This window comes from Bradyrhizobium sp. Pha-3 (assembly GCF_042258615.1).
GTDB lineage: Bacteria > Pseudomonadota > Alphaproteobacteria > Rhizobiales > Xanthobacteraceae > Bradyrhizobium.
Genome location: NZ_CP170152.1, coordinates 4,835,362 through 4,857,797 on the forward strand (window position 1 = coordinate 4,835,362; position 22,436 = coordinate 4,857,797).

Annotated in this window: 11 protein-coding genes; 7 read left to right on the plus strand and 4 right to left on the minus strand. The window is 65.5% G+C overall.

Going from position 1 to position 22,436, the window contains the following annotated elements; all coding sequences use genetic code 11:
* The first annotated feature begins 222 nt into the window (after nucleotides 1-222).
* Both ACE10Z_RS23020 and ACE10Z_RS23025 read left to right on the plus strand, forming a co-directional pair.
* A complete protein-coding gene (locus ACE10Z_RS23020; RefSeq protein WP_375782797.1) occupies nucleotides 223-12,333 on the plus strand; it encodes a filamentous haemagglutinin family protein in 12,111 nt (4,036 codons plus the stop codon).
* A gap of 22 nt (nucleotides 12,334-12,355) precedes the next feature.
* Nucleotides 12,356-12,898, plus strand: a complete 543-nt coding sequence (locus tag ACE10Z_RS23025) for an RNA polymerase sigma factor (protein WP_375782798.1) — start codon at nucleotides 12,356-12,358, stop codon at nucleotides 12,896-12,898.
* Nucleotides 12,899-12,966: 68 nt separating this feature from the next.
* Here ACE10Z_RS23025 and glp read toward each other — a convergent pair whose 3' ends face one another.
* From glp to ACE10Z_RS23045, 4 genes are all read right to left on the minus strand, one after another.
* Nucleotides 12,967-14,178 carry a gephyrin-like molybdotransferase Glp gene (glp, locus tag ACE10Z_RS23030; protein ID WP_375782799.1) on the minus strand — a complete coding sequence of 404 codons (1,212 nt, stop codon included), beginning with the start codon at nucleotides 14,176-14,178 and terminating at the stop codon, nucleotides 12,967-12,969.
* Between the two features lie 23 nt (nucleotides 14,179-14,201).
* Nucleotides 14,202-14,828, minus strand: a complete 627-nt coding sequence (locus ACE10Z_RS23035; protein WP_375782800.1) for an HAD family hydrolase — start codon at nucleotides 14,826-14,828, stop codon at nucleotides 14,202-14,204.
* A 961-nt stretch (nucleotides 14,829-15,789) separates the two neighbouring features.
* Nucleotides 15,790-16,452 (minus strand): response regulator, encoded by a 663-nt coding sequence (locus ACE10Z_RS23040; RefSeq protein ID WP_375782801.1) that lies wholly within the window; start codon nucleotides 16,450-16,452, stop codon nucleotides 15,790-15,792.
* Nucleotides 16,449-17,870 (minus strand): histidine kinase, encoded by a 1,422-nt coding sequence (locus ACE10Z_RS23045; protein WP_375782802.1) that lies wholly within the window; start codon nucleotides 17,868-17,870, stop codon nucleotides 16,449-16,451. The genes ACE10Z_RS23040 and ACE10Z_RS23045 overlap by 4 nt, the downstream gene beginning before the upstream one ends.
* Nucleotides 17,871-18,095: 225 nt before the next feature.
* Here ACE10Z_RS23045 and ACE10Z_RS23050 point away from each other — a divergent pair, with 225 nt between their 5' ends.
* From ACE10Z_RS23050 to ACE10Z_RS23070, 5 genes are all read left to right on the plus strand, one after another.
* Entirely contained in the window at nucleotides 18,096-19,031 is a 936-nt protein-coding gene (locus tag ACE10Z_RS23050; RefSeq protein WP_375782803.1) for a DUF2380 domain-containing protein, read from the plus strand.
* A 108-nt stretch (nucleotides 19,032-19,139) separates the two neighbouring features.
* Entirely contained in the window at nucleotides 19,140-20,051 is a 912-nt protein-coding gene (locus ACE10Z_RS23055) for an amino acid ABC transporter substrate-binding protein (protein ID WP_375782804.1), read from the plus strand.
* Between the two features lie 147 nt (nucleotides 20,052-20,198).
* Nucleotides 20,199-20,501 carry a hypothetical protein gene (locus tag ACE10Z_RS23060; RefSeq protein ID WP_375782805.1) on the plus strand — a complete coding sequence of 101 codons (303 nt, stop codon included), beginning with the start codon at nucleotides 20,199-20,201 and terminating at the stop codon, nucleotides 20,499-20,501.
* Nucleotides 20,502-20,886: 385 nt separating this feature from the next.
* A complete protein-coding gene (locus ACE10Z_RS23065) occupies nucleotides 20,887-21,036 on the plus strand; it encodes a hypothetical protein (protein ID WP_375782806.1) in 150 nt (49 codons plus the stop codon).
* A gap of 124 nt (nucleotides 21,037-21,160) precedes the next feature.
* On the plus strand, nucleotides 21,161-22,348 hold the full coding sequence (locus tag ACE10Z_RS23070; protein ID WP_375782807.1) for an NADH:flavin oxidoreductase/NADH oxidase: 1,188 nt from the start codon (nucleotides 21,161-21,163) through the stop codon (nucleotides 22,346-22,348).
* Nucleotides 22,349-22,436 lie beyond the last annotated feature (88 nt).

A 22,436-nucleotide genomic window follows, 5' to 3' on the forward strand; every position in this document is an offset into this window, starting at 1 on the left:
CGGAAGCGCGGGTTTCGCAATGGCCGGCGTGCGGACACCCCGACCGCGCATCGACCGGGCCGAAGCACCGGCGCTTTGCTCCGTGCGCCTCTGATCCACTCGTTGTTCGCTCATTCCGTTCCCAGAGGATATCTGATGCCGTCTCGCCGGAAAGCCACCCGCCGTCCTCGTCTCGATCCGCGTCGGATCGCGCCGCTTCCGTCGCGGCAGCGGATCGGATTGGTGTCCCGCTCCATGCTGCTCGCGGGAACAAGCATGCTGGCGCTGCTGCTGAGCGGACTTGAGGGCGCATCCGCGCGTCCGCTCGGCAATTTCGCGACGACGACATCGGCGCCGGCGATCGCCAGCGACGCGGCAACTGCCGCGGCCCAGCAGGCGAGGGAGGTCGCCAGGCAAAGCCAGGGCGCGCTGACGCGGGCGACCCAGGCCATCCAGGCGTTGCAGGCTGCGCAGTCCGCCGCACGCAGTGCAGCCGCCGCCTCGCAGCGATCGGCCACCTTGCCGCAGGTGGCGGTGCCGAACGGCCTCGCGCCGGGCGGGCTTCAGGTTGCGCCCGGTGCCGTGCCCGGCTCGAGCCTCTGGCAAGGTGCCGCCCTGCCGAGCCAGACCGCAAGCGGCGGTCAGACCGCGGTCACGATCAATCAGACCGCGCCGCAGGCGATCCTCAACTGGCAGAGCTTCAACGTCGGCAGCCAGACCACGCTCAATTTCAACCAGCAGGCCAGCAGCTGGACCGCGCTCAACCGCGTGGTCGGCAACACCGCACCGAGCCAGATCCTCGGCCGCATCACCGCGCCCGGCCAGGTGCTGGTGATCAACCAGAACGGCATCATCTTCGGCGGCGCGAGCCAGATCAATGTCGGCTCGCTGATCGCATCAACCGCCAATATCGCCGACAGCCAGTTCCGCGCCAGCGGGCTCTATTCGACCCAGAGCGGCACCAGCTATCTGCCGAGCTTCACCGGCGCCGGCGGCAAGATCGTGGTCGAGAGCGGCGCGCTGATCACCACCAATGCGCCGTCGTCGGTCACCTCCGGCGGCGGCTTCGTGCTCATGATGGGCACCGAAGTCGACAATGCCGGCGCCATCACCACGCCGAAGGGGCAGACCCAGTTCGCCGCCGGCGACGATTTCATCCTGCGCGCCGGCTACGGCACCAATGCCAACCAGAACTCGACCACGCGCGGCAACGAGATCGCGCCGGTGCTGTATCGCGGCAGCAGCAGCGGGACCGTCACCAACACGGGTCTCGTCCTCGCCCAGCAGGGCGACATCACGCTCGCCGGTCATGCCGTCACCCAGGATGGCATTCTCGTCTCCACCACCTCGGTCAACCAGCGCGGCACCATCCATCTGCTCAACTCGGCGTCCGACACGACCGGCAGCGTCACGCTGACCAATAACGGCATCAGCCTGATCCTGCCGGAGACCGATGCGGCGGCCGCACTGGTGGCCGGCATCGATCCGAACGCGACGGCGTTCAATTCGCAGCGCGACGCCCTGATCGCCTCGGCCAAGCCGAACCTGCTGGCGACCGGCCAGTTCGACAACCTCTCGACGCTGTCCGATCGGCCCGATCAGTCGCGCATCGAGATCGTCACCGGCGGCACCGTCGATTTCAGGAATGGCTCGCTGACCATGGCGCAGGGCGGCCAGGTGACGGCCGCAGCCGGCAAGCGGGTGTTCGCCGAAAGCGGATCGGTGATCGACGTCTCCGGCACCACCGGCACCGTGCTGCCGGTGTCGGCCAATGCGATCAAGGTCAACGTCCAGGGCAACGAGCTGCGCGACAGCCCGCAGAACCGCGACGGCGGCGCGCTCATCAACAGCAATCTGTGGATCGACGCCCGCGATCTGACGCTGGTGCCGGCCGGCACCGGCGGCTATGCGACGGACCGCTATTACACCGCGGGCGGGCTGCTCGAGGTCTCCGGCTATCTCAACAACACCGGCCACAAGATCGGCGAATGGACCGCGGTCGGCGGCACCATCACGCTGTCGGCACCGGAGGTGGTGGCGCAGCGCGGCGCGATCTTCAATATCTCGGGCGGCGCGGTGCAATATCAGAGCGGCTATGTGCAGCAGACGCTGCTGCTCGGCAATGACGGCCGCATCTACAATGCCGACGCTGCCCCGGCCAACCTGACCTATGTCGCGGTGGCCAACGGCTTCATCGTCAATCACGCGCACTGGAACGTGGTCGAGGTCTATCTCAGCCCGTTCGGCAAAGGCAGCTCGCGCTGGGAGAACGGCTACACCGTGGGCCGCGACGCCGGCAGTCTCGTTCTCGCGACCCCGACCTCGGTGTTCGAGGGCACGATCCTCGCCAATGTGATCGACGGCGAAAACCAGATCGCCAAGCGTCCGGCCGGCGTCGCCGACGGCTACAAGCTGACACAGAACGCCGTGCCGCTCGCCGGCACGCTCGCACTCGGGCAGTACAATGGTTATGGCCTCGCCAACGCCTACAACACCGATGTGTCGTTCGGCAACGTAGCGCCGGTCGCTGGCAACCTGGACCCGATCTCGGCGCTGCCGGCCGGCCGCGTCAACACGGCCTGGTTCGACGCGCCGACGCTGAACAGCTTTGGCCTCGGCGGCCTCAACATCAACACGGCCAGCAAGATATCGATCGATGCGCCGCTGCAATTGTCATCGGGTGCGCAGGTCAAGCTGATCGCTCCGACCGTCGACATCACGGCCGGCATCACTGCGCGCTCGGGCAGCGTCACCATCAGCAACATTCTCAACTCGGCAACCGGCACGTTTGCGCTGACAAATGCGGCTGGAAGTGCGGCGCTGACGCTGGAGTCCGGCGCCGTCATCGATACGCGCGGCCTGTGGGTCAACGCGCAGACCAATCCGGGCAGCGTGTCGGGACTGGCCTTCCTCGACGGCGGCAACGTCACCTTCGATTCCGTTCAGAACGTCACGCTCGCCGCCGGCAGCGCAATCGACGTGTCCTCCGGCGGAGCCGTCCTCCCTAACGGCAAGACGCAAGGCGGCAAAGGCGGCAACGTCACGATTCTCGCGGGTCACACCCAGCAGAATGCCGGAACGCCGGGCGATGGAAATCTTGTTCTCGATGGTGCGATCCGCGCCTGGGGCGTCACCGGCGGCGGCACGCTGACGATCTCGACGCCCGGCAACATCCTGATCGGCGACAACGCCGAACTTGCCGGAGGTGTGCTGCCCGCAGGCACGCCGGCGCCGGTTGCATTGAAGTTCGCCCAACCGCTCACCATCCCGGCGGGGCAGCCGTTGCCGGTGCCGCTAACGCTCACCTTCTCCTCATTGGTTTATGACGTGCCGACCCCGGTCGATATCCGGAGCGCGGGTGTGCCCAGTGTGCCGACCGGCGCGGACTGGACTGTTCCCACCGGAATCCTGGTGCAGACACGGGTGAACGGCAGCACGCAGTATTGGGGCTCGGGATCCGTGTTGCCGGCGGGCTCGATCATCTTCGCCTTTAATCTCGGCGGCAACACCGGTGATGTCATTCCGGCCGGCACGGTCTTTCCATCGAAAGTTTTTCCCAACGGCATTCCGGTCCTGCCCTACCAGATCACCTACGCAGCTGGGTCGGTTCAATCAACGCCGATGACTTACCCGGTCGGCAGCACTATTCCGGTCGGCGGGGTGATACCGCAAACCGTCGCCGTCGAGCCCGCGCCATCGCTCAATCCTGCGTTCTTTACCGCCGGCTTCTCCAATTACGACATCAATGGTGGGCTGGGTGTTGTGGTGGCCAACAACACCGTGCTTGCGGCCGCGATGCCGGTCTACCGGTTCACAGCTAGCAGTTATGCGGCACCGGCCGGCACCGATCCGTCGTCGGTGTTGGAGCTGTGGACCCCGCCGCTGTTCACCGGGGATCCGCGTAAGGCCACCGTGACCCAGCGCGGCGGTGCGAGCCTCACGCTGCGTTCGCTCATCAAGCCCACAACTGGCGGCGCGATCGTGGTTGGCGACGGCGCCTCGGTCAGCGTCGATCCGGGCCAGAGCATCACGCTCGATGCCTTCGGTCAGATCAGCGTGTTCGGCAACCTCACCGCGCATGGCGGCAGCATCAATCTGGTCAATGATGCCTACGGTTCGCCGGTGCGAACAGGCTTCAACTTCGACTCGAGCGGCAACAGCCGCGGCGTTTCGATCTGGGTCGATGCCGCTGCCAAACTCGATGTCTCGGGCCTGGCCTATCAGGCGTCCGATACATCAGGACATCTATTCGGGAAGGCGACGGACGGCGGCTCCATCACCATCAATGGTGGCGGTGCCTTCGTGATCGTGCGTCCGGGCGCGGAGCTCAATGCAGACGGCACGCAGGTCGCGATCGATTTCGCGTCGGGCGGTACGGCTTCGTCAAGCCGCCCACAGATGGTCACAACGAATGGCGGTTCCATTACGCTGGCCTCGCAGAGCGGTCTCTATCTCGACGGTAATGTCCACGCCCTCTCCGGCGGAGCCGGCGCCTCCGGCGGCAGCCTGTCGATCGCGCTCACGACGCCGAACTTCGACGCGAACTACTTCCCCAAAATGGCGACGTCGGCCAATGTGGTCGTTCCGAGCCTGATGACCGTGGTGCAGGCGCGTCCGGATTCCTCGTTGCCGGAGGGCATCGCCCCGGCAACGGCCGCGTCGCATCTGACGTTCGGCCAGGCGACCGTGAGCGTCGACATGGTCAAGGCCGGCGGGTTCGACAGCCTGACGCTGACGTCCGGCGACTACATGGCGTTCTCCGGTAACGTGTCCCTTTCGTTGGGCCGGAGCTTGACGCTGACGGCAGCGGCGTTCACATCGGGGGCCCCGGTGTCCGGACCGATCGATCCCTCGATGCCGGCCACCGTCGGCGACGTGAAGGTGTCGGCTCCCTACATCCTGTTTCGTGAAGCGACGGCTGTCGTTCCAGATGGGACCGTCAGCAAGAGCATCCGTAACCCCTCCGGTGCGGCCTTGCCGACCACGGCCACGTTCGAGGCCGACGCAAACCAGATCGACATTCAGGGCCTCATCGGATTCTCGGCGCGTGCGCCGGAGAACATGTATGCGCCGGGATTCCTCACGACCAAGTTCGTCAGCCAGGGCGACATCCGCTTCCTGTCGATGCTAGGAGTTGTCGCAACCCAGCTGTCGACCAGCGGCAATCTCGAACTGCTCGCCGCGCAGATCTATCCCGCGACCAACGCCGTTGCCACCGTCATCGCAGGCAGTGGAAATTCCGATCCGACGACGACGCTCACCATCGGACGCACCACCGATGCCATTCCGGACGCTCCGCTCTCGGTGTTCGGCCAGCTCGCGTTCCAGGCGCCGGTGATCGAGCAGGGCGGCATCGTCCGCGCACCGCTCGGTCTTTTGACCTTCGGCCTGGGCTGGCCAGTGTACACGCCACACGTTGATCTGCTGCCCGGCAGCCTGACTTCCGTTTCGATGGCAGGCCTGACCATCCCCTACGGCGGTACGATCGACGGCGTGACCTACACGTATAACGGCACCAGCCTCCGTGCGATCGGCCTCACCAACTTCAACAACAACGGGCCGCAATCCGGCATCATCCTGGACGGGCAGTCGATCAACGTCGCGAGCGGCGCGATCCTCGATTTGTCGGGCGGCGGCACGCTCGCCGGCGCGGGTTTCGTCTCCGGACGCGGTGGCTCGGTCAACGTGATCAACACGCCGCTCGTCAATGCCAACCCTGCGACTCTCATCAGCAAGGCGAGCGACAACGTCTATGCCATCCTCCCTGGCTATAGTTCGGGCTACGCGCCGATCGCGCCCGAAAACGGCGCCGGCGATCCCGCGATTGGTCAGCAGGTCACCATTCCGTCCGGTGTCCCGGGACTGCCGGCGGGAACGTACACGCTGCTGCCGTCCAACTACGCGCTGCTGCCCGGCGCATACCGCGTCGAACTCGGCGGCAGCACCACGACGCCGGTCGGCAGCCCGATCACAATCGGCAACGGCACCTACGCCGCTTCGGTCACCACCGGGATCGCCAACACCGCGATCAAGGGCAGCCTGCCGGTGACGGCGCTGATCACCGCGGGCACCTCGGTCCGCAAATATTCGCAATTCAACGAGCAGAGCTACAGCGATTTCCTGCTTGCCAACGTGGCGCAATTCGGCGGCGTGCGTCCGCTGCTGCCGAGCGACGGCAAGACGCTCGAGATCGTGTTCGAGAGGCCGAACGCCACCCCGATCGGGCCTACGCTCACATTCGACGGCACCGCGCTGTTTCAGGGTACGCAGGGCGGCAACGCCGGCCAGGTAGCGTTGCTGAATGTCGGCGAAATCTATGCCGACGCGCCGACCCAGGGATTCTCCAGTCCCTCAGTCGCGGCCGCCGATCTCAATGCGCTCAAGGCGCCGCGCCTCCTGATCAACGGAACCGTCATCATCTCGAATGGCACGTTGACCCTTACGCAGCCTTACGGTCATGATCTTTTCATCCGCGATGGCGTCTCCCTTTCCGCCGGCGAGATGTTCTTTATCGGCAACAATATCAACGTCGGTAACAACGTGACGCTCAGCACCGTCGGACAGGGCGCAGTCCCGTTCGATTCCGTGTCGACCGGCATGAGCTATGCGGTCAGCCAGTTCACTGTGCTGGCGCTGTCCAATGGTAACGTCAACTTCCTTCCCTCGAATGTCGGCAACGGTTCGATTACCATCGGCGCCGGCTCGTCGCTCTATTCCGAAGGGACGCTGGCGTTCGTCACCAACGGAGCTTCCGCGATCGATCCGACCGCCCATTTCGGGTCGAGCAACATCGCGCTCGCGGTCGGCACCGTCAATATCGGCGACGCCGCGACCGTGGCCGCGGCCGGCGCACCCGCCGGATTGATGTTCGATCAGACGCTGTTCAACACTCTTCTCCATGGCGATCCGCTGCATGGCGCGCCGGAGCTGAAGACCATCACATTGTCTGCAGCGAATTCCATCAATCTGTTCGGAGGTGCCGGTCTGGATGCCACCGGCAGCGGTGTCAACCTGGTGCTGAACGCCTCGGCGATCTATGGCTACGGCGCAGCCGGCGACAGCTCCACCATCGCCGCCAACAGGATCACGTGGAATGGCGTGAGCGGGGCGATCCCGCCGGCGATCGCCGCAGGCGGGCCGGGCACCGGAGCCGGCATCCTCAATTTCGTCGCGGACGAGATTGACTTCGGCCGGTTTGCCTCGCTCGACGCATCGACCGCGAGCCGCGTGATCTACGGCTTCAGCAACGTCAACATCACCGCCAACTCGAGGATCGTCTCGGCCGGCAACAGCAAGCTGTTCGTCTACCAGTCGCCGAGCGCCGATCCCGCTGCCGTATTCGGCCAGAGCGGCATCGGCGGCAATCTGAAGCTGACAACGCCACTGCTCACCGGTGCGCAGAAGTCGATCATGGCCTATTCCGCCGGCGGCGCGCTCAATGTCGTCGCGCCCGCGGGTATTGCGCCGAGCGCAGCCGGGTCCACGGTGGCCGGCGCCGAGATCGACCTGACCGGCGGCAGCGTCGGGATCGACAGCACGATCCTGTTGCCGAGCGGCAAGCTGGTCGTCAACGCGACAGGGGATATCGCACTCGGCGGCGCAAGCCGTATCGATCTCGGCGGCCGGCCGTCCACGATTCAGACGGCGACCGTCTATGGGTTCGGCGGCACCGCGATCTTCAACAGCGCACAGGGCAGCCTGACGCAGCTTGCCGGCTCCGTGATCGATGTCTCTGCGACCAACGCCAGCGCAGGATCGATCAGCGTCGCAGCGGCGAATGGCAAGGTCACGCTGGGAGGCGCGCTCAGCGGCGCGGCGACGGGTGGTTACGCCAGCGGTGACTTCAGTGTCTCCAGCGGCACGCTTTCGAGTTCGGACTTCGCAGCGCTCAACGCCCTGCTGACCCAGAGCGGCTTCTTCGACGCGCGTGCCTTCGATATCAGGAACGGCGATCTCGTCATCGGCGACGGTGTGAAGGCCAGCAGCGTCACGGTCGTCACCGACAACGGCAGCCTGTCCGTCGTCGGCACCATCGATGCGTCCGGTGCCGCACCCGGCACCATCCGGCTCTCGGCCGGCAATGGGCTCGCGCTGGCGCCGAGCGCCGTGCTCGATGTTCACAGCACGGTGCTGCAGGTCGACAGCTACGGCCAGCCGATCGAGGCGAGGAACCGCGGCTATATCGAGCTGACCGCGGCAGGCGGCGCGCTCACGCTGTCGTCAGGCGCGACCATGAATCTTACCGCGCCGAACGGCGTTGCCTATGGCGACGTGGTGCTGAACGCACAGCGCACCGGCGAGACCTCGGGCGACATCGCCATCAACGCCTCGGGTCCGCTCAATATCAACGGCGCCTACAGCATCGCGCTCAACGCGTTCTGGACCTATGATCTGCCCGGCGGCAGCACCATCAGCCAGGCGACGCTCGACGGCTACGACACCGCGAGCACGGCGTTCATCAATGCCGCATTGGGTAACGCGGGATTGGCGACGCGCGTCGCGGGCCTGTCCGCTTTCGGCAGTGCCTACCATCTGCGGCCGGGCGTCCAGATCACGTCGAGCGGAGACCTGTCGACGTCAGGCGATATCGATCTTGCTGGCTACCGCTACGGGCCGAACGCCAATCGCGACGCGACCTCCGCAAGCTACGGCGCCGGCGAACCGATGGCTCTCGTGATCCGCGCCGGCGGCAGTGTGACTGTCAAAGGAAGTATCTCGGACGGATTCAAATCATCACCGGGAGCGCCGGCGAGCATCAGGATCTTCGACGTCACCAACAGCCCGTACTTCACCCAGCGCTCATTCAGCGGCTACACCTACTGGTACGACGGTCAGACTGACATTTACGTCGTAAGCAATTGGACGGTTCCGAACGACGACTTCTACAATTGGTGGATCAACAACTTCTGGGGCCCACTGGTCGATACCAATAACAACTCGTACAACCCCGGAGATACGATTCCCGCCGGTACCATACTGAGTGCCAGCAACAGCTACGGGTTCGCGTTTGAGCCCGGCAGCATGCCTACCGTCGCGGTTGTGGCGACCCCTGCAATTCCTGCGGCTCCGGGCACCGCGGCCGGAGCCCAGATGTTGGCGCCGGGGTCGCTCTCCGCGTCGATCCGGCTCGTGAGCGGTGCAGATCTTGCCGGCGCCGACCAACGCGCGTTGCAAACGACACAGGCGCTCAATGGGAGCGGCAACCTGACGCTAAGCGATCCGGCCTACAATTCGTCGCGCAACGGCACGTTCTTCAGCGTGCTGCGCACCGGCACCGGCAATCTCGACCTGTTGGCCGGCGGCAGCTTCAGCGAGGCCACGCCATATGGCGTCTATACGGCCGGCACCCAGGCGGCGCCGATCCTGGCGGCCGACGGCAGCAATCCCTACGATCTTGTCGGTGTCACCAGCAGCGGCAACTCGCACGCCTGGTATCCCGAGCATGGCGGCGACCTCCTGATCACTGCGCAACGGGATATCACCGGCAATCTCCAGATCGCGGACAACAACACCCGGTTCGCCGACTCCAATCTCACTGCCAACTGGCTCCGGCTGCAAGGCGGCGGCGTCTCTGCCGATCCGGCAGCGTGGTGGATCAATTTCGGCTCGCTTGCGAAGACCAATCCTTTTAGTAACAGCCAACAGCTGATCGGATTCCAGGGTATCGGCACGCTCGGCGGCGGCAATCTCACCGTGATCGCGGGCGGCAATGCCGGCGTGACGGGCAACAACTCGACCGGCCTCGACCTGGCGGTCGCCTCGACCGGCCGTGTTCTGGCGAATGGCACGCTGGTAGAGACCGGCGGCGGCAATCTGGTCGTGAAGATTGGCGGCGGACTCAATCCAGTGGTGCCGACGACGCCTTACGGTCAGGGTCAGGTGCCGGACTATCTCGGCTCGATCACCAACCTGCGTGGCGACACCACCGTCAGTGCCGGGTCGGTCGGCGCGCTGGCCCCGAACACTTGGCCATCCTATTTCGTTTCGTACGATCCGCGCGCCGTTGATCCCAACGTCTTCAAGCGCTCGCTCAAGACGCCGGGGCCGCTCGTCATCCCGGGCGACGGCAGTGTCAGCATCACGACGCGCGGCGACCTCGTGCTCGGTGGCGCAGGGGACGCCGGCATGGCGTCGCCAGTCGATCTGAACGGCATCGCGTATACGGTGCGCAACGCGGACGGCACTACGACGCTCATGAGCCGCGGGCAGTCGAACTTCACATTGTGGACGCCGGCGACCGCGATCAATCTCTATGCTGCGGGTGGCGATGCGACCGTATTGAACGGGATCTCCTTCAACGGCGCAGGTTTCTTTCCCGGAACGCTGATCGTCGCAGCCGCCAACGGTGATATCCGCTTTATGGAGCCTGCGGCCGGCGGCGGAGTGCCGACAATCGAACTGATGCCGTCGCCTCGCGGCCAACTCGAATTGCTGGCAGCCGGCTCGGTCTACGGGACGAGCCAGGTCGTTGCGATGTCGGGCGCGGACATGAGCACGCTGGCGACGCCGTTCAATCCCGTCTTTGCCACCGGCACCGCCGGCGCCGGCAGCAGCAACGCGTGGGCGAACGCCGCCAATCGCATCAATCCCATCAGTCCAATCGCTTTCGGCGAGGATACGCCCATCACCAACCTGCATGCAGGTGATGATCGGCCGGCCTTGGTCTACGCCGGCGTCGACATTGTCGATCTCACCCTCGGCCAGGCGCTGCCGGAGAACCCGAGTGGCGGCGCGTATTTCTATCCGACCCACAGCACCTGGTATATCGCCGCCAAGCCCTTCGAGGTGATCGCCGGCCGCGATATCGTCGGCACCGGTCCCGTGCCCAGTGTGCTCCTGAACAATGGGCCGAACGATATCTCGCTGATGCAGGCCGGCCGTGACATCTTCTATCAATCGGTGACCGTTCTCGGCCCTGGCCTGCTTCAACTGCAAGCCGGCCGCAACCTGTACCAGGGCTATTACGGCTCCCTGGTCAGTGCGGGCGACATCGTTAATCAGTCCAACACCACGGGCGGTGCGGGTATCGTGTCGATCGCAGGCACCGGTACCAACGGCCCCGACTACACCGATTTCGCCAAGCTGTATTTCAACGCAGCGAACCAGCTTCCCGGCGACGGCACGCCGCTCGCCGGCAGCGGCAAGGTCGCCAAGGCCTACGCCGACGAATTATACAACTGGCTGCACAAGCGCTTCTCGTCCGATCAGAATTATACCTACAAGGGCCAGTCCTACATCTTCACCGGCACGAAGGACGACGCCTTGGCGTTCTTCCTCTCGCTGCCCATGGAGCAGCAGGGCGTGTTCGTCCGGCAGATCTACTACGCCGAGCTGACGGCCGGCGGCCGCGAGTACAACGACAAGGCCAGCAGCCGCTATGGCAGCTATCTGCGTGGTCGTCAGGCGATCGCCACGCTGTTCCCGGATCAGGATGCACAAGGCAATCCGCTGACCTATTCGGGCAAGATCACCATGTTCAGCGGCCTCACGAAGGACATTTTCAACAACGTCTACGTTGCCGACGCCGGCATCCAGACCCAGTTCGGCGGCGATATTCAGGTCCTCAATCCGGGAGGGCAGACGATCATTGGAATCGAGGGCGTGACGCCGGGTGCCGGCGCGGGCCTGATCACGCAAGGGCAAGGCGATATCGATATCTATTCGCTCGGCAGCGTGCTGCTTGGCCAGAGCCGCATCATGACGACGTTCGGCGGCAACATCGTCGCGTGGTCGGCGACCGGCGACATCAACGCCGGCCGCGGCTCGAAGACCACGACGATCTTCACGCCGCCCAAGCGTACTTCCGATAACTACGGCAATGTTAAGCTGTCGCCGAGCGTGCCGTCGACGGGGGCGGGCATCGCGACGCTCAATCCGATTCCGGAAGTCCCGCCCGGCAATATCGACCTGATCGCGCCGCTTGGCACCATCGATGCGGGCGAAGCCGGCATCCGTGTCTCGGGCAACGTCAATCTCGCCGCGCTGCAGGTGGTCAACGCCGCCAACATCCAGGTGCAGGGCACCTCGACCGGCATTCCGACGGTGCAGGGGCCGCCGGTCGCAGCGCTGACGGCGGCGTCGAACACCACCGCTGCCAGCCAGCAGGCTGCGGCGCCGCCGCCGAAGACCAATGACCAGCCGTCGATCGTGATCGTCGAGGTGCTCGGCTATGGCGGGGGCGAGGGCGCCGCGCCGGATCCTGAGGAGGACGAACAAAAGCGGCGTAAGCGTAGGCAAGATCAGCACAGCTACAACCAGAACAGCGTGCTTCAGCTCGTCGGCAATGGTCCGCTTTCGGAAACGCAGAGGCAGGCGCTCACCGCGGAGGAAAGGGCGAATCTCGAGACACGCTGAGGAATAGTTTGGGGCCCCGAACGTGGCTGATACCAACCAGGCGCGGCTGCGTGACCAGCTGGTGCAGAACTATGACGGCCTCATTGCGAGGCTGACGCGCCGCCTGGGCTCCTCAGACTTCGCCCACGAAGCCCTGCACGAGACATTCCTGCGGCTGGATCGGGTCACGGACGCGGTCCCGGTTCGCAGTCCGGCCGACTATCTCTTTCGCATCGCCATCAATGTCGCGAAGGATCGGTACAGGGCCCGGACCTATCGCGTCAGTGTGTCCGAGGTCGATGCGCTACTGGATGTCTGCGACGATCAGCCCGACGCCGCAAGGGTGGTCGAGGCGCGCTCCGAGATCGTGGCCTTCAAATGCGCGTTGGCCGAGCTTCCGGACAGGCCTCGCCGCGTGCTCCAGGGCATCTCGATCGAGGGCGCAACGGCACACGAAGTGGCGGCCTGTCTGCAGATCAGCCTTCGCACGGTCGAAAATGACCTCAGGCTCGCCTTGCGGCACTGTGCGACGGCTCTTGGCCGCACGGTGGTCCGTCGCCTCGGCGGGCCGCGGCTGCGGTCGTAGTTGATGTAGTAAGATAGACTCAGTTCTTCCTGCGGCCGACAGCGCGCAATCGGCGGGCCGTGAGAGCCTCACTCGGGCAGCGTCAGGATCTCGCATTCGCTGCCTTTGACGGTGGCAGGCGCAAACGGCGGACGCACGAGAAGTGCCCGTGCCGCAGCGAGATTCCCGAGCAGCGAACTGTCCTGCTGCATCACGGGCGTTGCGATCAGCGTGCCGTCCTCGCGCTCCTCGAGGCGGGCGCGCAGATAGTCCTCGCGCTGGTCATTGGCGGCGAGGTCGCGGCCGAGCAGGGCGCTCGCGCGGACATGATGGACAGTCTTTCGGCCGCTCAGCGCCCGAATCAACGGCACCAGAAACAGGAAGGCGCAGACATAGGAGGACACCGGATTGCCGGGCAGGCCGATCACCCGCATCGCGCCGAGCCGGCCGTGCATCATCGGTTTGCCGGGCCGCATCGCGATTCGCCAGAACGCCATCTCGACGCCCTCGGCCTCCAGCGACTGCTTGACCAGATCGTGGTCGCCGACCGAGGCGCCGCCGGTCGTGATCAGGATGTCGGCGCCGGTCTCGTGGGCTCGGCGGATGCCTGCGGTGGTCGCCTCCATCGTATCGGCGGCAATCCCGAGATCGACGGTCTCGGCGCCTTCGGCACGCGCCAGCGCCCGCAGCGCATAGCCGTTGGAATAGACGATCTGGCCGGGGCCGGGCTCCGAGCCTGGCATCACCAGTTCGTCGCCGGTCGCCAGCACCGCGACCTTCGGACGGCGGCGCACCGCCAGTTCCGGATAGTTCATGGCCGCCGCAAGCGACAGGGCGCGATCGGAGAGGCGGCTGCCGGCATCGAGCAGCACGTCGCCCGCACGGAAATCGACGCCGGCGGGGCGGATGTGCCGTCCGGCAGTTGCCGCCTCCGTGATCGTGATGTGGTCGCCGTCGACGGCGGTGTCTTCCTGGATGATGACGGCGTCGGCGCCATTGGGGATCACGCCGCCGGTGAAGATCCGCACCGCTTCGCCGGCACCGACCGTGCGCTCGAACGGCCGGCCGGCGGCGACTTCGCCGATCACTTTGAGCCGGGCCTTGAGATCACCCGCGTCGGCCGCGCGCACGGCATAGCCGTCCATCGCCGACATCGGCTGCGGCGGCTGGGTGCGCCGCGCGGCGAGGTCGCGCGCCAGGGTACGGTGGTAGGCGGCATCGAGCGCGACCATCTCCTCCGGCAGCGGTTCGGCGCCGGCGAGGACGGCGGACAGGGCATCGGCAACCGGCATCAGGGCCACGCTCAGAGCTCCTCAATTCCTAATCACATACCAAGTGCGGTCAGAGCCCTTGCCACGTCATCCGTCGATGTCACGTGGATGGCATGAAGGCCGCGCGCCCGCGCGCCTTCGATATTGGCGGCCAGGTCGTCGAAGAACAGGATCCGCGACGCCGGCACGCCGATGGCTTTTACCACATGATCGTAGGCCTCGGCGTCGGGTTTCCGAAAGCCGATCGTCGAGGACAGGAAAACGTTGCGGAAATGGCCGAGCAGCTCGGCATGGGTGGCCGAGAAATGCGCGACATGGGCCGGATTGGTGTTGGAGAAGGCGTAGAGCGGCATCCGCCTGGCGGCGGTAGCGAGCAGGGGGGCGATCCCCGGCATCTCGCCGGTGAAGATCGCATTCCAGCCTTCGAGGAACTGCGCGTCGGTGATGTCGATGTCGAGCGTCCGGCGCAGGTTTGCGAAGAACGCCGCGTCGTCGATCCGGCCGATCTCGTGATGCTTGAAGCTGTCGTCGACGACAAAGCGGGCAGCGAGGTCGGCCGGCGTGCAGCCGGCATGCTGCGCCCAGTGCGCCGTCACCTTCTCGAAGTCGATGTCGAGCACGACGCGGCCGATATCGAACAGCAGCACGTCGACGGAATCGGGGGAGAGTTGCGAGGTCATTGCGTGGAACCGTGTACGAGAATTGCGGGCGGGCGGCAATGTCCCCGATTTGTGCGGCAGGCATGCGACGACAGCGGCGGGGTGTCGTCCCTGCGAAAGCAGGCTTAACGCCACGGCCAAACTTTCAATTCCGTCATCCCCGCGCAAAAGCTCCGCCTTTGTCGCTGGAGGAGCGCGTACCGCGTCTCGAAGGATGCGCGGCCACAGTCGGGCCGTCGACCCTTCGAGACGCCGCTCCGCGGCTCCTCAGGGTGACGGTGCTAGATACGAACCCACGATCTTCCCCAATCGTCGTCCCTGCGCCCTGCGAAAGCAGGGACCCATAACCATAGGCTCGTGTTGTTGATGAGGGCTGTGGCCCCGGCGTCGCGCAACGACCTTCCAGCGACTTGCCGCTTGGCGTGCAGATATTTCACATCCTGGAAAGCGCCAGGCCGAGGTAGGCGATCAGCGCGCCAGTGCTGAGGATGACGACGACGAGCGCCTGCTCCGAACGTGCCTGCAGGGTTTTTCGGCTCACGGCGATGACGCTCCATCGTTCAAGATCATGCTGTCCAACTCACGTCGGCTGATATCCGTTCCGGTTCCTGCCCGGGAACTTTCATCGATGTCAGCTGCGCAGGCGCGCCGGGGTCGCGTCTCGTTGCAGGCCAGAAATGCGCAACGCCGCCCGCATTGAAATACGACGGACGGCGTTGGTTCTAGCCCCAGGAGGAATGGCAAAATCCTGACGTTATGGATACGCGCGAGAGAGCAATAAGGTTCAGTCCTCAGCTCCGTATGAATCCGGTACTCCGAAGGAACAAAGGAAAGTGTCGCGGTGAGGTCTAGGATGGCGTGACCAAGTTGCTCTGGCCTCAGCGTGTACCCCCTCGCTGGGGCCTTTCTTTGACTTTGAGCAGCCCACCTCGCAGCATCTCGATGGTGCGGCTGGCAACGCAAGCTGGCCTCCGCCGCCGGCTCACCGTTCGCCCAGATCGATCTGCGTCAGGATGCCCTGGCGCAGCGCGAGGCGGACCAACTCGATATCCGTGCCGACGCCGAGCTTGTCCTTGATCAGGGAATGCAGGTTCGCGACCGTCTTGGGGCTGAGATGCAGCGCCTCGGCGATCTCGTCGGTGGTCTTTTCCGCGAGCAGCATGCGCAGCACCTCGAATTCCCGCGCGGTCAGCAGATCCGCTGCGGCGCTCTCGCCGGCGAGGTGGTTGAGCGCGAGTTCGTGGTCGATATCCGGGCTGATCGCGATCTTGCCCGACAGCGCATCCATCACGGCATGCACCAGCGTCTCCGGCGGGCTGGTCTTGGTGACATAGCCGCTCGCGCCGGCGCGGATCGCCTGCACGGCAAACGCCGCGTTCTGGTGCATGGTGAACACCAGGATCTTTGCGCGTTTGTCCCATTGCCTGAGGCGCCGGATGGCCTCGATGCCGCCGATGCCGGGCATCGACAGGTCCATGATGACGAGGTCGGGCCCGGTCTCCTTGTAAAGGCGGTAGGCTTCAACGCCGTCGGAGGCTTCGGCGACGACGGAGAGGCCCGGGTGCTTCTGCAGCATCGCCCGGTAGCCCTCCCGAACGACGGCGTGGTCGTCGACCAGCATGATGGTTCGCGCCGTCGTGCTCATGCCGCGCGCTCCACGGGTGCGGCCTCTCGGCTGGCCGCGAAGGGAACGCTGACACGGAGCGAAGAGCCGTTGGACTGTCCAGCCTCGAAGCTCAGCCGCCCGCCCAGCGCCGCGACCCGCTCGCGCATGCCGAGCAGGCCCATGCCGGACTTCACTTGAGGATCGCCCGGGGGATCACCGGGCCTGCCATCATCGTCGATCGCGAGCACGATTTCGCTGCCGCCGCCGGCCGAGGCCGCCTCACGCATCTCAAGCCGCAGCATGATGCGCGTGGCGCCGGCGTGCTTGGCTGCGTTGGTGAGCGCCTCCTGCACGATGCGGTAGAGGTTGGCGCCGACGGAGGCCGGGACGTACTCGAACGATCCGGATGTGGTGATCTCGAACCGCGGCTGTCCCCGGCTGCGGCCGTTCCAGCCGGCGATCAGGCCCTCCAGGCTGGCCGCAAGGCCGAGTTCGTCGACATCGGGCGGGCGCAACCTGAACAGGGCGCCGCGCAACGTCTCCATCATGTCGGTCGCGGTGCGCGCGATGCCGTCGCATTCGGTGAGTAGGGGTGGGCAATCTTGCGCCGCGGTGAGGCGCGCCGAGGCGGCCAGCGCGCGGATCGCGGCCAGTGATTGCCCGAATTCGTCATGCAGCTCGCGCGCGAGATGCCGGCGCTCCTCGTCCTGCACCACGATCAGTTTCTGCGTTAGCGCGTTGCGGTCGGAGAGCGCAGTGGCGAGGCGCTCGGCGAGATGGTTGAAGACGTCGCCGATCGCCGACAGTTCGGCGAGATCGAACGGCGGCAGGCGCGCGGCGAGGTCGCCTGCGGCGATCCGCTCGAGCCCGTCGCGGATCAGCCGCGTCGGACGCAGCGCACGCGACAGCGCCGCATAGACCAGCACGCAGAGCAGCGGCAGCGCGATCATGAGCCCCACCATCAGCCGGCCGGCATCGTGCCAGGCCTCGGTCGTCAGCACCGCCGGATCGACCCAGACCACGGCCTCGCCGATAGTTTGGCCGCGCGCAATCACCGGGCGCACGGCCTCCCGGCCGGGATCGAACAGGCGGCGATAGAGCGCCGCAAAGGCTTGCGGCGGCGCGGCCGTATCGGTCTGCGTACCGCCGCAGAAGCGCTGGCTGATCTCGCCGCCATTGCTGCGAAAGGCGAGGCACAGGCCCGGCGCCATGACCGAGGCAGCAACGCTGTCGAGATCGGGGAAATCGGAGCGTGGATTGTTCAGCCACTGGATCTTGCTCTGCTGCAGCTCCAGCGTCCTGGCGGCGACATCGGCAACGGCAGCGATCCTGGCGCGCACCGAGCGGTCGGCCTCGATCAGGAAGTAGCCGGAGATCGCGGCAAAGCAGAGCAGCGACACCGCAGCCACACGCAACGTCAGCCGCAGCTTCAGATCGCTTCCGGACCAATTCCGCATCGGCGTATCCTCAGAGGTCGCAGACGGCCTTCGGCGCGTGGTTGCGGGCAGGGCCGTCATGCCCATTAAACGGCAGAACGGAAGCATCGAGAAGCACTGCCTTGGGTGCGGACTACGGTCGTGAAATTTTCCCGGCACCGGCCGGGAGGCGTTCCGCTGCGGCGCGGCGGCCTGCCGGCCTAGGCTGCGATAGACCCCGCATCAGCACCTGAAAGGGCCTCGATCATGCGCCAGTCCCGCCTCGTCATGCACGTCCTCGCGTTGATCGGCCTTCTGGCCGGCTCCTGTCCGCTGCGCGCCGAGACCGGCGCCGCCGCGGCTTCCCCGCTTGGCGTCAGCATCGATGATTTCAGCTATGTCGACACCTCGGGCGAGGTGATCGACCAGACCGCCGTGCATCAGAAGCGGCTGGATACGTTCATGGCCGCGCTGCGCGCCGATGTCGCCGCCGAACCGCGCTATCGCCTGGTGCCGTCGACGGCGCCCGCAGGCGAAGCCCGGATCAAGGTGGTCGGCGGCGTGCAGAAGATGAGCACGCTGGTGCAGTGGGCCAAGGTGGCGGTCATCGATGTCGGCGCCAGCCGAGTGCTGTACGAAAAGCTCTACACGTTCCGCGGCGACAATGACGAGGCATGGGACCATGCGCGGATGTTCGTGTCACGCGAGGTGCGCGCTGCCCTTGCAGCGGCGTTGCCGGCGGCGCAGACCGTCGCTTTGGCGCCGATCGGGCTTGCGGTGTTCGAGTTCGAGCTCGAGGATAACTCCGCGGCACCTTCGTCCGGCCTTGCCGGCTCCGACGCAGCCACGCTGGCCGATGTCACCCGGGGCGTCCGCGACCGGCTCGCGCAATCGGGCCGCTACCGCCTGGTCGATACCGGCGGCGCAATTGCAGAGCCCGTCAAGGCGCGGGCGCTGCGCGACTGTGACGGCTGCGAGGCGGCGATCGCGCAACAGCTCGGCGCCGATCAATCGCTGATCGGCGTGATCAGGCGGGTCAGCCGGACCGAATATACGGTCGGCTTCCAGGTGCGCGACGCCCGCAGCGGCGCGGTCGTCTCACGCGGCGACAGCGGCTTGCGGATGGGCGCCGATTATTCATGGACCCGCGGTGCGGTTCACCTGGTCGGTGACCGCCTGCTCGCGGGTGGGGCGCAGCAGTAGTCACGGCGAACTATAGCAAGACGCGATAGCTGATAGATACACCATCGTCTATCGCCGGGCCTGTGTGTGGGCTATCACCGCCATCCGATCCCCGCCCAGGAGCCGCCGATGCGTTTGCCCGCCGTCCTTTTCGCTCTCACGCTCGCCGCAAGTCCCGTGGCAGCCGAAGAGCTGTCGGGCACGCTGCAGAAGATCAAGGAGACCAGGAAGGTCACGCTGGGCTTTCAGGAGGCCTCGGTTCCCTTCAGTTATCTCGACGACAATCAGCGGCCGATCGGCTTCGCGCTCGATATCTGCCTCAAGATCGTCGATGCCGTGAAGAAGGAGCTGGGGTTGCCCGACATCGCGGTCGACTATCTGCCGGTGACCTCGTCGAACCGCATCCCGCTGATGGTCAACGGCACGATCGACCTGCACTGCTCGGCGACCACCAACAGCGCCGAGCGCCAGAAGCAGGTGACCTTCACCAACTCGCACTTCCTGAGCGCGACGCGCTTTGCTGCCAAGAAATCGTCCGGCATCAACACCATCGACGACCTCAAGGGTAAGTCGGTCACCGCCGTTGCGGGCTCGGTGAACCTGACGCAGCTCGTCAAGGTCAATACCGAACGCAAGCTCGGCCTCAACGTTCTGCCGGCCAAGGACCAGGCCGAGGCGTTCTTGATGCTGGAGACCGATCGCGCCCAGGCCTATGCGCTCGACGACGTCCAGCTTGCGGTGGCGATCGCGCGATCCAAGCAGCCGGCGCTCTACATGATCAGCGAGGAGGCGTTCTCGAAGGCCGAGCCGTTCGGAATCATGCTGCGCCGGGAGGACGCGCCGTTCAAGGCGCTCGCCGACCGCGCGACGGCCGAGCTCTACGGCAGCCCGGAGATCGAGGTCATGTACAAGAGGTGGCTGGAGCAGCCGACCCCGCCGAACGGCATCAACTACAACGTCCCGATCTCGCCGGCGCTGCGCAATGCGTTCAAGAATCCGAGCGCGAGTTTTGACCCTGATGTGTACGAGGTTGCGAAGTAGCGCGGCCGCAGTAGTCCGCTTGAGCCAACGGGTCGCGCGAACGCTCGCCCGATGACGGGCTCAGCGACATGCAGGGACGTCACCGTGAACTGACAGAGCGGTCCCGGATATCGCTGCGCTCATCCGGGCTACGTTTCGGCGTCGGATATGGTTTTCCGCGCCAAGCCGACTATCCTTGGAACGCTCGATGCCTGGGCGATCTATAGCTACAACGGGCAGCTCGCTATCGCCAGGCAGGGCGCGCGGCTGCTCAAGACCGGCGTCGGTTATCTCTCGGGCAACTTCGGACACCCACCAGAAGGTCGCCGACACCTTCCTCAAGCTCGGCGTGCTCGACGCGCGCGCCGAGGTTGGAAAATTCTGGGATACGAGCTTCAACGACGCGATCGCCGCGGGCGCAGCAAGACTTGCGCGCAGTTGAGCAGTGAGGATGTAGCCCATATGGGCTAGGTGATGGACGGGCAAGTTCCCCGAGATCGCGGCATTCTTCAGCGCAAATTCCGGTCCACCTGGAACCGCAGAGATTTACGACCCCAGCGTGACGGCTGGGGCCGCAGGAGGTGTTGTGTGCCTCTGGGGCAATGATCAGAGCACGGGCCACTGAACGGCACACAGGTACGAATGTTCCAATCGGCTTGCGGCCGGCTGTGCCGTGCTGCCATGCAGAGCGGGAAGGTTGCAGGCCGCGCCGGGGCCGTATCATGATGACGTCAACCAACTCGTATCGAATGCGGGGCAGGTAACGGCCCCGGCACCGACCTCAATAGGGCCCGGGGCCAGTTCTTGTTTGCAGCTGGTTATTGTCGCTTATGCTGATTGTTGCTCGGAGCTGAAATTGAATCACGACACGTTGGCCAAGCTCACCGTCACCATCATCGTCCTGGTCGCGCTGCTGGTCTGGCGTGTTGCCGACCAGAAGAAAGCGATCGCATGCGGGGCAAACTGCCCAACGGACGTCTCCGCGAACCGGAAGCCCGCTCAGTAGGATCAGCTCGTCGATCGATGTCGCGCGCCGCGTGCCTCTATCGGCCATCGCGCGGTGCGTATATCGTCGACGCCAAACACAAGATCGATCCCGCGCGCCGGGTAACGACCTCCACGAGGAAGCGATGTCCGACATGCTGCTGTTTTCGCCGATGACCATCCGCGGCGTCACGCTGAAGAACCGCATCGTGGTGCCGCCGATGCATCAGTATTCGGCCGAGAAGGGCTTTCCAACCGACTGGCATCTGATGAATGCCGGCAAGTTCGCCGCCGGCGGCGCCGGTCTCGTGATCGTCGAATCGACCAAGGTCGAGCGGCGCGGCTGCGGGACGATCGGCGATCTCGGCATCTGGGACGACAAGTTCGTCGCGCCGCTCAGCCGGCTCGTCGGCTTCATCAAGCAGCAGAACGCGGTGGCCGGCATCCAGCTCGGCCATTCCGGCCGTAAGGCGCGTGCAAGCCGTCCGTGGGAGGGCGACCGTCCGCTCGAACGCAGCGCCGCAATCGAGGATTGGGACGCCTGGACGCCGGTGGCGCCGAGCGCGATCGCCCATAGCGAGCGCTGGCCGGTGCCGCGCGCGCTGGAAACGCACGAGGTGAAGGATCTCGTCGCAGCCTGGGGGCAGGCGGCGCGGCGCGCGCACGAGGCCGGGTTCGAGGTGCTGGAGCTGCACGGCGCCCATGGCTATCTCGTGCACGAATTCCTCTCGGAGCGTTCGAACCAGCGCAGCGATGAATATGGCGGCTCGGAAGCCAACCGGATGCGCTTCCTGGTCGAAGTGACGGAGGCCGTGCGCGCGCACTGGCCGGATCGCAAGCCGCTGTTCGTGCGGCTGTCGGTCGAGGACAATGCCGGCTGGGGTCCGGAACAGAGCGCGCGGCTGGCGGCGATCCTGAAGCCCAAGGGCGTCGATGTGATCGACTGCTCGTCGGGGGGAATCAGCGAGATGGCGCCGATCCTTGGTAAGGAGATCAAATACAACTATCAGGTGCCGCTGGCGGAATATGTCCGCCGGCACGCCGATATCATGACCATGGCGGTCGGCCTGATCATCCATGGTGACCAGGCCGAGCAAATCCTGCGCAATAAACAAGCAGATTTGATCGCGATCGGCCGGGAGATCCTCAATAACCCCAACTGGCCGATGGATGCCGCGCTAAAACTCGGGGTTGAAGGGCCATTTCGCCATGTTCCTCCGCAGTTTGGCTATTGGCTGGGCACCCGGGCCAAGCGCGGATTCGGGACCCGGCCGTCGACCTGGCAGAACGGATTGCGGGAGGCTGGGCCAGAGGCCGACCAGGAGCTGACTTGAGGCTGACGCGGTGCTGACTAAATGCTGATTTGGGGCTGACCAGGGCATCGTGACAGGACCGTAATGGTCTGGTGACGCGGCGGCCTTG

Coding starts and splice junctions, on each gene's coding strand:
- ACE10Z_RS23035 (WP_375782800.1), bottom strand. CDS start 14,828: ATGACCTCGCAACTCTCCCCCGATTCCGTCGACGTGCTGCTGTTCGAT.
- ACE10Z_RS23055 (WP_375782804.1), top strand. CDS start 19,140: ATGCGTTTGCCCGCCGTCCTTTTCGCTCTCACGCTCGCCGCAAGTCCC.
- ACE10Z_RS23070 (WP_375782807.1), top strand. CDS start 21,161: ATGTCCGACATGCTGCTGTTTTCGCCGATGACCATCCGCGGCGTCACG.
- ACE10Z_RS23050 (WP_375782803.1), top strand. CDS start 18,096: ATGCGCCAGTCCCGCCTCGTCATGCACGTCCTCGCGTTGATCGGCCTT.
- ACE10Z_RS23040 (WP_375782801.1), bottom strand. CDS start 16,452: ATGAGCACGACGGCGCGAACCATCATGCTGGTCGACGACCACGCCGTC.
- ACE10Z_RS23045 (WP_375782802.1), bottom strand. CDS start 17,870: ATGCGGAATTGGTCCGGAAGCGATCTGAAGCTGCGGCTGACGTTGCGT.
- ACE10Z_RS23060 (WP_375782805.1), top strand. CDS start 20,199: ATGGTTTTCCGCGCCAAGCCGACTATCCTTGGAACGCTCGATGCCTGG.